This window comes from Pseudomonas sp. PKS, assembly GCF_051913525.1.
Classification (GTDB): Bacteria; Pseudomonadota; Gammaproteobacteria; order Pseudomonadales; family Pseudomonadaceae; genus Aquipseudomonas; species Aquipseudomonas guariconensis_D.
On the sequence record NZ_JBEGDO010000005.1, the window covers coordinates 152852 to 165299 of the forward strand.

At 64.2% G+C, this 12448-nt stretch carries 10 protein-coding genes; 1 reads left to right on the forward strand and 9 read right to left on the reverse strand.

What is annotated here, in order from left to right:
- Positions 1-89: 89 nt before the first annotated feature.
- From ABOA88_RS07650 to speB, 8 genes are all read right to left on the reverse strand, one after another.
- On the reverse strand, positions 90-1349 hold the full coding sequence (locus ABOA88_RS07650) for an MFS transporter (RefSeq protein ID WP_367851739.1): 1260 nt from the start codon (positions 1347-1349) through the stop codon (positions 90-92).
- Positions 1350-1379: 30 nt separating this feature from the next.
- On the reverse strand, positions 1380-2450 hold the full coding sequence (locus ABOA88_RS07655) for a sugar phosphate isomerase/epimerase family protein (RefSeq protein WP_196170463.1): 1071 nt from the start codon (positions 2448-2450) through the stop codon (positions 1380-1382).
- A 114-nt stretch (positions 2451-2564) separates the two neighbouring features.
- Entirely contained in the window at positions 2565-4061 is a 1497-nt protein-coding gene (pdxR, locus tag ABOA88_RS07660) for a MocR-like pyridoxine biosynthesis transcription factor PdxR (protein ID WP_367851740.1), read from the reverse strand.
- Between the two features lie 290 nt (positions 4062-4351).
- Positions 4352-6037 (reverse strand): choline dehydrogenase, encoded by a 1686-nt coding sequence (betA, locus tag ABOA88_RS07665; protein ID WP_070571882.1) that lies wholly within the window; start codon positions 6035-6037, stop codon positions 4352-4354.
- Positions 6034-7512 carry a purine-cytosine permease family protein gene (locus tag ABOA88_RS07670; RefSeq protein ID WP_367851741.1) on the reverse strand — a complete coding sequence of 493 codons (1479 nt, stop codon included), beginning with the start codon at positions 7510-7512 and terminating at the stop codon, positions 6034-6036. Before ABOA88_RS07670 ends, betA begins: the two co-directional genes overlap by 4 nt.
- Positions 7509-7688, reverse strand: a complete 180-nt coding sequence (locus ABOA88_RS07675; protein WP_070571880.1) for a hypothetical protein — start codon at positions 7686-7688, stop codon at positions 7509-7511. Before ABOA88_RS07675 ends, ABOA88_RS07670 begins: the two co-directional genes overlap by 4 nt.
- Before the next feature lie 96 nt (positions 7689-7784).
- Positions 7785-9293 carry an aldehyde dehydrogenase family protein gene (locus ABOA88_RS07680; protein WP_367851742.1) on the reverse strand — a complete coding sequence of 503 codons (1509 nt, stop codon included), beginning with the start codon at positions 9291-9293 and terminating at the stop codon, positions 7785-7787.
- Positions 9294-9308: 15 nt separating this feature from the next.
- Positions 9309-10280 carry an agmatinase gene (speB, locus tag ABOA88_RS07685; RefSeq protein ID WP_070571878.1) on the reverse strand — a complete coding sequence of 324 codons (972 nt, stop codon included), beginning with the start codon at positions 10278-10280 and terminating at the stop codon, positions 9309-9311.
- A 303-nt stretch (positions 10281-10583) separates the two neighbouring features.
- Here speB and ABOA88_RS07690 point away from each other — a divergent pair, with 303 nt between their 5' ends.
- Complete coding sequence (locus tag ABOA88_RS07690) at positions 10584-11498, forward strand: LysR family transcriptional regulator (RefSeq protein WP_367851743.1); 915 nt, start codon at positions 10584-10586, stop codon at positions 11496-11498.
- Positions 11499-11877: 379 nt separating this feature from the next.
- Here the strand turns inward: ABOA88_RS07690 and ABOA88_RS07695 are convergent, their stop codons facing one another.
- Entirely contained in the window at positions 11878-12333 is a 456-nt protein-coding gene (locus ABOA88_RS07695) for an REP-associated tyrosine transposase (protein WP_367851868.1), read from the reverse strand.
- Between the last annotated feature and the right edge of the window lie 115 nt (positions 12334-12448).

The window sequence follows — 12448 nt, forward strand, 5'->3', positions numbered from 1 at the left end:
CGGTGCACGGCGCAGCCTTCTTTGAGAACAGATTTACCCAAAGACTAACTGTCCCTGTGGCAGCCCAAAAGTCAGTGCCCCAATCGGGATCAGGCGATCGCCTGGGCCCCGACTGCCTCGCGGTGGCGTCTGACCATCCGCTGCAGCAGGCTGGACACCACCACACCCACCACCGCCAACACGCTCATCAGGCTGAACACATAGGTGTAGCCCTGCTCACCTGGGTAGTGGTCCAGCAGCGCGCCGTAGATGACGTAGGCGAACATGCCCGGCGCATAGCCGATCAGGCAGCCGATGCCGAACGCGGAGCCGGTGATGCGCGAAGGGATGCCCACTTCGCTCATCGGCGCCCAGAACACCCCACGCATGGTGAACACCACCAGGGCGAAGGACAGCGTCGCCGCCAGGCCCGCGTAGATGTAGCTCTCGCCACGCGGGATGCTGAGGATGACCAGCATCAGCGGCAGCAAGGCAACGAAGGCCCACTTGAGGTAGCGGCTCGAACTCTTGAGCTGTTTGTCGGCGATGAAACCACCGGCCGGGCCACCCAGCACCTTGAGGAAGTACTGGTTGATGATGCCGTAGGCGCCCACCAGTGCCACCGGCAGGTGGTACATGTCCTTGAGGTACGGGATGAAGTAGGTCAGGCCGCAGTACACGATGTAGACCATGAACACGTTCAGGCTCACCAGCCAGATCCCCGGCATGCGCACCGCCTCCAGCAGCCCCGACAGGCCGATGGGCTCGCGGGTGCTGTTGCCCTGGCGGGTGTCCTTGAGCAGGAACAGCGCCAGTACGCCGACCCCGATGTCGATCAGCGAATAGAACGCGATGGCTGCCTTGAGCCCGGCCGCACCGGAGCCTAGGGCAACGAACACGCCGAGGGCGGAGAACGCCACCAAGGTGTCCACCGCGCCACGCCCGCCTTCGAGCAGGCCGAACATGCGGCTTTGCTCCTGGTCATTGCCCAGGTTGCGGATGGCCTTGAGCAGCGAGGGCCAGAAGATGCAGTCGGCGCACACCGCCAGCAGGCCGAAGATGATGAGCAACTGGTTGTAGCCCGGGAAGCTTGCCAGGTAAAGGCCCAGACCACCGATGCTCACCAGCCCCAGCGGGATCAGCTTGCGCGTTTCGAAGCGGTCAGCCAGAAAGCCACCCACCACGAACAGCGCGGTAGCGACGATAGCGTTGACGCTCAGCAGCGTGCCGATCTGGGTATGGGTCAGGCCCATGTGCTCCTGCATCGGGATGTAGAAGGCATCCTTGAGGTTGGAGAGTTTGTAGATGGTCCCGCCGCCGAGGACGAGGATCAAAAAGCGTAGCCACTTGGCTTTGACCGAAGCTGTCATTGTTGTTCTCCACGGTTTCCAGGTTGAGGGTCAGGCTACGGCGGCATCGGCCAGGGTCAGTTCGGCCAGCAGGCGCATCTGGGCCAGCAGTTCGCGGACGTAGCGCACCTGGTCATTGGCCCAGCGATGCTCGTCCGCAAGCATCTGCTCCAGGCTGTAGCCAGGCGGCAGCGGGGTTTCGCTCATCTCGCGGTAGACGATGAAGGGGTCGGCCTCCTCGCCCACTTGGCGGAACGCCGGGGCGATGTAGTGGTTTTCCTGCTCGAGGATGAACGCCACCACTTGGGGCGTGGATTCGCCCAGCAGCAACAACTCCAGCAGCATGCGCGCACCAGGCAACTGGTCCTCGGCGCTGCCCTGCAGCACGCCGTAATGGCCAAAACCGTTGGCCTCGGGCACTACGCGCACGCCCTTGAGGTGCACCTGGCGAATGAACGGTGCCAGGTTCGCCAGCGCAGGCAACGGCTGCTCGCAGGCATTGATCATGTTGCCGAAATCGAACAAAGCGTTGAGCCGTGGATGTCCGACCCGGCGCAGCAAGGTGGCGATCTCGTCGCTCTTGAGCTCTTCATGCTGCTCGAAGTCGAAGTTCAGGTCGTGCTCGTCGGCCAGGCGCGCCAGGCGGCGCAGGTCGTCCTCGATGATGCCCATCACCCGCGACAGGTGCCCTTCGTAGCGCGAGTACACGCGGATGTTGCGACTGCCGATGGCACGGGCGACGGTCACGGCCTGTTCCACGTCCGCGGGCAGCGTGCTGCTGATCTCCAGGTGCACGTCCAGCCCGAGGCCGCGGGCTTTGTCGGCGAAGGCCGCCAGGCGCTCGGCCGGCATGCGCGACAGGCTGTTGTGCTCGCCATCGAGCAGGTGCAGCGAGAGGCCGTCGAGCCCATGCCGGTAGGCAAAGTCGAGCATGTCCTCGGGGGTGACCCGTCCGTGGGTGAGGTTGGTCAGAAGCGGGTAACCGTGGGCGAACAGCCGCAGACTGTCCAGACGCGCCAGCAGGCGGCGGGCAAGGTCGGCGGTGAGCAGCACGGGCGTGCACGGCGCCTGCGCGTTATGGCCCATGAGAGCGGCGAAACGGGCTTGGATAGGATTCATTATTGTCATTTCCTCAGAGCGATGCCGGGGTGGCCGGCAGTGCCTTTATCGCTCCGAAGTGGCCCCATCCATAGAGCCATTAACCTTTTGTTGGTATAGCCATTTTGAAGCCCGGGCTCAGCCGTGCATGCCCAACGCTTCAAGGGCCTGGGCCAGCTCGCGCACCCGCTGCGCGGCCTGCTCGGCGGGCGTGGCGGCAAAGCCCAGCAGCAGCCCGGGCGGCAGGTAGCGCTGCAGGCAATAGTCGCTCAGCGCATAGGTGTAGACCTGGTGATTACCCAACCCACGGGCCAGGGCGTCATCGTCGACCTGCTCGGGCAACCAACCGATCAGGTGCAGCCCGGCCTCCACCGGCGCCACCGAAAGAAATCCCCCCAACTGGCCTTGCAGCGCCTCCACCAGGCTGGCCTGGCGCTCTTGGTAGAGCGCGCGCATATGGCGGATGTGCCCGAGGAAATGGCCGTCGAGCATGAAGTCGGCAGTGGTCGCCTGGTGCAGCGTGGAGGGGCTGCGGTCCATCACCGCGCGGATCGCGCAGAACGGCTCGACCAGCGCCTCGGGCAGGATCACATAGCCTAGGCGCAACGATGGGTACAGCACCTTGCTGAAAGTGCCGACGTAGATCACTCGCTGCCCCGGGTCCATGGCGAACAATGCCGGCAGCGGCCGGCCCACGTAGCGGAACTCGCTGTCGCAGTCGTCCTCGACGATCCAGCCCTGGCTGCGCGCAGCCCAGTCGATCAGCTCCTGGCGGCGCGGGTAGCTCATGGTGGTGCCCAGAGGATGCTGGCGTGAGGGCGTGGTGAAGGCCAGGCGCGCCTCAGGGCATTCGCGTATCCCCTGCTGCACGTCCAGCCCCTGCTCGTCGATCCGCAGGGGCACGAGTTGGCAGCCCAATGCCTGGAAGGCGATGCGCGCGGCGATGTGGCCAGGGTCTTCCATCCACACTCGATCACCGGGGTTGAGCAGCAGCATGCCCAGCAGGTTGAACGCCTGCTGGGCACCGGAGGTGATCACCACCTGCTCCACGCTGCACTCGATGCCGCGGGCGTCGAACACGTACTCGACGATGGCCTCGCGCAAGCGCTGCAAGCCTTTGAGCTCGCCGTAGGCCAGCTGGGCTTTGTCCGGTTTGCGCAGGTGGCGGTTCATCAGGCGCTTCCACACCGGCATGGGAAACGCATCGTAGGCCGGATGGCTGGGCAGCAGGGATACCGGGCGCTGAGGGTCCCAGGCGCTGTAGGAGATGCCGCTGAAATGCTCGCTACGCAACGAATGCACGGCCTGGCTCAGGCTCGACAGCCGCGGGGGTTTGATGGGCAGGTCGGCCTGGGCCACCCTGCCCTGCCATTCGTGGCCCACGTAGGTGCCCGCCCCAGTGCGCGAGGCCAGAAAGCCCTCGGCGGTGAGCAGGTCGAAGGCGTTGAGCAGCGTGATCCGCGACAGCGACAGCTCCTTGCACAGGGTGCGGGTGGATGGCAGTCGCGTGCCGCCCGGCAGGCGACCGCTGAGGATCTGCTTGCGCAACTGCAGGTAAAGTTGGCGGTAGAGCGGGACCGAGTTGCCGCGATCGAGCTCGACGCCGCTGAGCAGCACGCCACCGGGGGTTTTCATGGAGATCGTGTCCTGAGGGCCAGGTGGCTATTGTGCGCTGACTATCACCTGCCATGAAACGCTTTTGGGGCTGTCATGCAGCCCATCGCAGGCTTCTCCAGCGCCTACGGATACACGCAAAGTTCTCGGACTTGAGAGCGGGTAAACCCGCCCCCACAAAGATCGCAGTGCTCCCGCAGACCCTCAGGTTGCCGCAGCCCCCTGTGGAAGTGGGTTTACCCGCGAATGCGATAGTGTGTTGACCAACGCTTTCGCGAGTAACCCCGCTCCTACAGCGATCGAGGCGCGGTTCAGGCCCGCACTTTGCGCACGGGCTCAGCGCTACGTTGTTGCTCTTCCCAGCCCTCCACCAGCCCGACCGGTACATCGGCAGGCGCGAGGGGCTGGCGGCCGCGTACCAGGTCCGAGGCGCGTTCGGCGAGCATGATGGTCGGTGCGTTGAGGTTGCCGTTGGGCTCGCTTGGAAACACCGAGGAATCGATCACCCGCAGCCCTTGCAGGCCACGTACACGCAGCTCGGAGTCGACCACCGCCATGTCATCCTCGCCCATCCGGCAGGAACCACAGGGGTGCATGGTGCTTTCCATGTTGGCGCGCACGAAGGCGTCGATCTGCTCATCGGTCTGCACATGGGCCCCCGGCGCCAGCTCCTCGCCACGGAAGCGGTCCATAGCCGGCTGGGCGATGATCTCCCGGGTCAGGCGCACGCAGCGTCGGAAGCCTTCTTTGTCCTCCTCGCTTTGCAGGTAGTTGAAGCGGATCTCCGGGTGCTGGTACGGGTCGGCCGACAGCGCCCGCACATGGCCGCGGCTCTTGGGCTTGTTAGGCCCGGTGAGCACCATGAAACCATGGCCCTTGAACGGTTTGTCGCCGTCATAGCGCATAGCCGCCGGCAGGAAGTGGAACTGGATGTCCGGCCAGCGCAGGCCCTTGGCCGAGCGGATGAAGCCACCGGCCTCGAAGTGGTTGCTCGCCCCTAGGCCATCCTTGAACAGCAGCCAGCGCAGGCCGATCATCGCCTTGCCCAGCAGGTTCATCTTGCCGTTGAGGGTCACCGGCTCCTTGCAGGCGTACTGGATGTAGATTTCCGAGTGATCCTGCAGGTTCTCACCCACACCCGGCAGGTCGTGGCGCACGTCGATGCCGGCCTTCTTCAACACCTCCTGTGGGCCGATGCCGGAGCGCTGCAACAGGTGCGGCGAGCCGATCGGACCGGAGGACACCAGCACTTCGCGATTGCAGTAGACCTTGTGAGTCTTGCCGCCCTCGTCGTATTCGACCCCCACCGCGCGTTTGCCGTCGAGCAGGATGCGCCGGGTCATGGCGTGGGTGACGACGGTGAGGTTCGGCCGGGTCATGGCCGGGCGCAGATAGGCATTGGCGGTGGACCAACGCACGCCATCCTTGACCGTCATGTGCATGGCGCCAAAGCCTTCCTGCATGTAGCCGTTGCAGTCGTCGGTCTTGATGTAGCCGGCCTCGGCGCCGGCCTCCACCCAGGCGCCGTACAACGGGTTCTGCATGTTGTTGCCGTTGTTGGTGGCCAACGGGCCGCTGGCACCGCGGTAGTCGTCACCGCCGAACTTGAACGTCTCGGCGCGCTTGAAGTACGGCAGGCAGTTGCGATAGCTCCAGTTCTTCGCACCCAGGCTTTCCCACTCGTCGAAGTCATGGGCATGGCCGCGGATGTAGACCAGGCCGTTGATCGAGGATGAGCCGCCCAGCACCTTGCCCCGCGGGCAGTGCAGGCGCCGGCCATCGAGGTGGGGCTCGGCGACGGTCTCGTAGCGCCAGTTGTACTTCTTGGTGTTCATCGGCAGCGAGAAGGCGCTGGGCATCTGGATCAGCACACTGCGGTCGCTGCCGCCGAACTCCAGGACCAGCACCGAGGTGCCGGCGTCTTCGGTCAGGCGGTTGGCCAGGACGCAGCCGGCAGAGCCTGCGCCGATGATGATGTAGTCATATCGCTTGTTCATTTGCTGTAGCCCTTTGCTTCGAGGCCTGCTGCCTCGATGTTGCGTTCATTGCCCTTTGGGTAGCCGCCCCAGCCAAAGCGCCTGGCCAGTGCACGGGTCAGCCCGTAGTGCACAAGCCCGGCCAGCAGGCAGGACGGCAGAGAAGCGGTGGCGAAGGTGAAGAAGGTGGTGTTGGCCAAGGTCTGCGGGTTGAACACCACCACGTAGATCACGAAGCCCGCCACCAACGCCACCAGTGCGATGGGGTTGAAGCCGCCGCAAAAGCGCAGTGGCGATGTTTCTTGTGGGGCGTAGAGCTGGCGCAGGTTCACGCGCTGGCGTCGAAGGAAGAAGTAGTCGGCGATGCCGATCCCGGCCAGGGCGCTGTTCAAAGCCGACGTCCACACCAGGAAGATGAAGAAGCCGTCATAGATGCCCGGGAAGAACAGCACGATGGCTACCGGAATCACGCAGAACAGCCCCACCAGCACACCCCAGCGCACACTGCGCAAGCGCTCTCCGGTCACTTGCCGCAAACCGATGACCGCGGTGTAGAGGATGTTGACCATGCCCGTGAGGTTGGCCAGGGCCAGGAAGCCCAGCGCCACCACCCCGAACACCATGCCACCGGCCAGGCGCATCCAGGCGGTCGGGTCGCTGCTGCCCAGCGTCGACGCGGCGAACAGGCTGACGGTCTCGCCCAGGGAGGCGGCGCCGAAGATCCCCACCAGGTTCGGCCAGAAGGCCGTGCGCTGGTTGCTGCACAGGCGCGACAGGTTGCCGATGTAGGGCCACCAGGAGAATCCAGCGGCGATGTTGATCTCCACGGCAATCATGAAGTTGATGCGTGAGTCGGCGAACGGCGGTTGCAGCGCCGGCATGGCCAGCAGTTGGTCCAGGCTGTGGCTGCGGGAGATGAAGTACATCAGCGCCAGCATGATCAGGATCAGGCTGGGCGCGATGATCGCGCTCAGCAAGCGGATCATGTCCGGCCCGCGCATGGCCACCAGCGCCGCCAGCACGATGGCCAGCAAGGCGCCACCGGTCACCAGCCAGCCGTCGCCATCGGGCGGGACCTGCTGCACCAGGGTCTCCAGGTTATCCAACGCACGCCCGCACATCAGCCCCAACACCGCCAGCCAGCCCATGGTGAGCAACACTACCGACAGGATGTAGACCAGGCGGCTGCCATTGAGGCCGAACATGCTGCGCAGGAAGGTGAACTGCTCCACCCCATACTTGCCGCACGGCACGCAGGTGGCAAACGCCGCGAGGATCACCCCCACGATGTTGCCGATGACGATGGCGCAGATCCCTTGCTTGGGGCCGACGAACAGCGCCGTGGCGCCGCCGATCAGAAACACCCAGGTAGCCACGGCCAGCGCGGAGTTGGCATAGGCATACCCCCAGAAACCCCACACGCGCTCGCTGGGCAGCAAGGGGGTGTCGCCGCGTTCAGCGGCCAGTCGCAATTCCTGCTCTCTGGACGGGCTCATGCGTGGCCCCCCCACAGGTAGAAGCCCACCATCACGACCAGGGCGAACACCGCCAGCGCCAGGTAGTCACCGACGCCCATCGCACCCGGCCAATCCGTCCGTCCTTCCAGTTCCTCATAGGCGCACAAGCGCCTTTCCAGATCTTGCGCTCGCTCTACATCTGCTTGGCTGTTCATGGGCATCACCTCGATAGGTTCTTGTTCTTGAAATTCGATGCATCCGATAAATCAGCGCCGCCCGCCAACCTCAGCGGCGCTGGCCAGCCCTGGACCTCAGGGCAAGGTGATCCAGACCGCCTTGGTCTCCAGCAAGAACTCCAGTTGTTCGGCGCCCATGTCCTTGCCATAGCCCGACTGCTTGTAGCCGCCGAAGGGCATGGACGGATCGAGGGTGCTGTGCGCGTTGACGTAGACGGTCCCTGCCCGCAGACGCGGAATCAGCCCGTGGACCCGGCTCAAGTCGTTGGAGTAGATGGCCGCGGCCAGGCCGAACACCGAGTCGTTGGCCAGTTCCACGGCCTGCTCCTGGGAGTCGAACGGCTGGGTCACCAGCACCGGGCCGAAGATCTCCTCGCGCACGATGCGCATGTCGTGGGTGCAGTTGGCGAAGATCGTCGGCTGCACGAAGAAACCCGGGCCTTGGACCGGCTCGCCACCGTAATACACCTGCGCGCCTTCGGCCTTGCCCAGGGCGATGTACTCCAGCACCCGCTGCTGTTGCTGACGCGACACCATGGGGCTGATGAAGCAATCCGGATCCAGGCCCGGGGCGATCTTGAGCGTTGCGGTGTAGCGCGCCAGCGCTTCCAGGAAGGCCGGGTAGACGCTGCGCTCGATGTAGGCGCGGGTCCCGGCGTCGCACACCTGGCCCGAGTTGAAGAACACGCCGTTAGCCACTGCCTGGGCTGCGGCTTCGATGTCGGCATCGGCGAACACGATCACCGGTGACTTGCCGCCCAGTTCCAGGGTCAGGCGCTTCATCTGGTCCATCGAGGCCTTGCCCACCGAGCAGCCGACCGGGGTGGAGCCGGTGAAACTCAGCTTGTCGATACCCGGGTGGCTGGTCATGGCATTGCCCACCACGCTACCACGGCCGGTGACGATGTTCACCACGCCGTCGGGCAGCCCGGCTTCCTGCACCAGCTCGGCGAAACGCAGGGCCGAAAGCGAGGTGAGTTCTGCCGGTTTGACCACCACGGTGCAGCCGACTGCAAGGGCCGCGCCCAACTTCCAGGCCATGGTCTGCAGCGGGAAGTTCCACGGCACGATCACCCCGACCACACCCACCGCTTCTTTGCGGGTGTAGGCCAGGTAGTTGCCCGGCAGTGACGGCTCGACGGTGCGGCCATGGATCTTGCTGGCCCAGCCGGCGAAGTAACGGAAGGTGTCGATGGTGCCCTGGATGTCCACGGCGCGCGCCTGGTCGACCGATTTGCCCATATCGATGGATTCGATCTGCGCCAGCTCCTCGCCGTTGGCCTCGATCAGGTCCGCCAGGCGGTGCAGCACGCGCTCACGCTCCAGCGGCTTGAGCTGGCTCCAGGGGCCGCCGTCGAACTGCGCACGCGCAGCCTTCACCGCACGGTCCAGGTCCTCGGCGGTACCCATGGGAATGCGGGTGAGCACCGCTTCGGTGGAGGGTTCGATCACCTCGGCGGTGGCACCATCGCTGGCCAGCACCCAGGCGCCGCCGATGAACATGTGCTGCTGCTTGGTGAGAAAACGCTGGGTCGCCTCGGAAACACCGAAGGTCTGCAGGTAGGTCTTTACCTTGTTGTCCACGTTGGAAACTCCGGATCAGCGAGCGTTGGCACGCGCGTGGAAGATGAAGCCGATGCTGTTCATCAGCAGTTGCGCGGCGAGGATGGACGTCACGCCAGCGGGGTCGTAGGCCGGGGCCACTTCCACCAGGTCCATGCCGACGATGCGCCCATTGCTGCGCTTGGCCAGGGCCTGGATGATCTCCAGCACTTCGTAGTACTGGAAGCCGCCATGGCTCGGCGTGCCGGTACCTGGGGCGATGGACGGGTCGAAGCCATCGATGTCGATGGTGATGTAGTAGTCGATGTCCTGGGGGATCTTCGCCAGCACGCCTTCGACGCCCAGGCGGCGTACGTCGCGCACCGAGAGAATGTTCGAGCCGGCATCGCGGGCGGCGTCGTAGTCGTCGCGGTTGGAAGACGACACGTTGCGGATGCCCATCTGGGTCATGCCGGTGATGTTCGACAGCTCCGAGGCACGGCGCAGGGGGTTGCCATGCCCATAACGCACGCCGTGGCGCTCGTCGACGAAGTCCAGGTGAGCATCGAAGTGGATGATGTGGATCGGATCGCGCCCTTCGAAGGCCTTGATAACCGGCGCATGGATCGAGTGATCGCCGCCCAGCACCACCGGCATGGCGCCGCTGGCAAGGATCTGGCGCACGGCCGACTCGATGTTGGCGTTGCTGGTGGCCATGTCGGTGTGGACGATGTCGGCATCCCCCACATCGACCATGCGCACTTGGTCTTCGGTCAGGTAGGTGGCGTCATCTTCGTGGTCATAGGCGCCGGAATGGCCGAAGGAGAACAGCGTGGACGCCTCGCGGATGCCGCGCGGTCCGAAACGTGCGCCGGAGCGCCACTGGGTGCCCATGTCGTTGGGCGCGCCGAGGATCGCGACATCGGCGTCGATGGCATTCCAGTCGGTGCAGATGGGCGACTTGGCGAACGTGCAGTGCCCCACGAAGGGCAGGTTCAGGCGGCCGGATTCATAACCATGCTTTGCCATGTTAGAGCTTCTCCACATTTCTTGTTCTGGTCAGGAGACGGGGCGACTGTGCGACACCGTTGAGGCCACTATGGGCCCGGCTCGGCCTTGGAAAAATGCGCAAGTCCAGATGCATACATCGGCTGCACCGAAGTATCTGGCGCGGCCGATAGCGGCCCCTGCAAAGGCCGCCCCAGCCGCAGGCGTTTTGCCAAATGCCGGGATTGCGGTTGCTCTGCGTAGAGGGTTAGCTTTGGCAAAAACACATTCAGCCGAGCGTTCATATCAGCAGCCCGCGATGTGACCTTGGCCCGGGAGGCCGCGGTGATCCAGCTCCACGATGTCGATCTGAAGCTCCTCAGGGTGTTCGCCACCATCGTCAAGTGCGGCGGGTTTTCCGCGGCGCAGGCGGCGCTGAACACCGGCCAGTCCACCATCAGCGAACAGATGACGCATCTGGAGACCCGCCTGGGCGTCAAGCTCTGCCAGCGCGGGCGCAGTGGCTTTCGCCTCACCGAGCAGGGCGTGGCCATCCATGAAGCCACGTTGCGCCTTTTGAGCGCGGTGGAAAGCTTCTGCATGGACGCCGACGTGCTCAAGCAGCACATCAGCGGCCAGCTCAATTTGGGGATCATCGACTCCACGCTGACCGACCCCGACTCACCGCTGCCGCGCACCACCCAGCGCTTCGTCTCACGCGGCCATGATGCCCAGTTGAACATCTACATCGGCGCCCCGGCGGAGCTCGAAGAGCGGGTGCTGGACGGGCGCCTGCACCTAGCGATCGGGCACTTTCCCCTACGGGTGCCGGGGCTGTCCTACCTGCCGCTGTACAACGAAGCCCTGGGGCTGTACTGCGGCCGTCGCCACCCGCTGTTCGCCAGCAAACCGGCCAACGGGCGCCTGCTCGAAGAGGTGCGCGCCTGCCGGATCGTGGTGCGCGGCTACATGCAGCAGTACGACCTGACGCAGTTGGGCATGAGCAAGGCCGATGCCACCGTGGAGAACATCGAGGCAGCGGCGATCCTGATCATATCCGGGGCCTATATCGGGTTCTTGCCGGTGCACTTCGCCGAGCAGTGGGTCAAGACCGGCGAGATGTACCGCCTGGACGCCAACACCCTGGACCTCACCTCCCCCTTCGACGTCATCACCCGACGCGGCGTGACCCCGCCGCCGATCCTGCAGGCGTTTCTGGAGGACCTGAACACGTGCATGTATCAGCCCGGGTTTGCGTGAATACGAGTCGAGCAGTGGTTGGTTTTGAGGTTGTGGGGTTATCCATTTGACGTGGCGACGCTCGTTCACCTTTGCGCCCTTACGGAGGTGCCTGGGCTGGCGTTATTTCATTCAGTGGTTTTTGTGGTGAGCTTTTTGGCGCATTCGCGGGTAAACCCGCTCCCACACGGATCGCGTCGCTCTTGGGGTTGTGTTGCGCCTGTCAGACCGGGCGCAAACGTTAGGACGACGCGATACCTGCGGGTTTACCCGCGAAGAGCGCACCACGGATTCAAAGCCAGACTGCATCCCAGTGCGGGTACTCCCTGACTGAGCACAGACGCCAGGACGACGCGATTCCTGTGGGAGCGGGTTTACCCGCGAAGGGAGCACCACGGGTTCAAAGCCAGACTGCATCCCAGTGCGGGTACTCCCTGATGCTACTCACCAAGCCCGCACGCAGCGGGTTGGCCACAATGTATCTGGCCACTGCCTTCACCTCCTCCTCCCGACGCAGCGCCCGGTCTTGGTAGCCCGGTTGCCAAATCGGATGATCTTCAACACCTGACTGATGCAAGGTACGGCTTGAGCGCGACTTGAACCTGCGCATCAAGGTGCCCAGCGTTGCAGCCTCCAGTTCGATCAACCAATGAAGATGATCCGGCATTACCACCCATGCCAACGATCGACAGGCCTGCTCCTGGTCCAACAGACGTAGATGGTGAATCACCAGGCGAGCAGGTCGAAGATTGCAAAACAACGGTTTGCGACGATGCGTGACAGTGGTCAACAGGTACAACCTGCCAGGCGCCGAGTAGCGGCCACGGCGCAGCAGGTGGGATTTGGCGAGAGGCATTGGATCTTCCTTGAATCAGGTCTCGCCTTAAGCCTAGTGATTCGGTCGAACTGCCCAAGTGGGGAATGGTTTCTGGATATGCTTGTGTTGTCCTCTTCGCGGGTAAACCCACCTG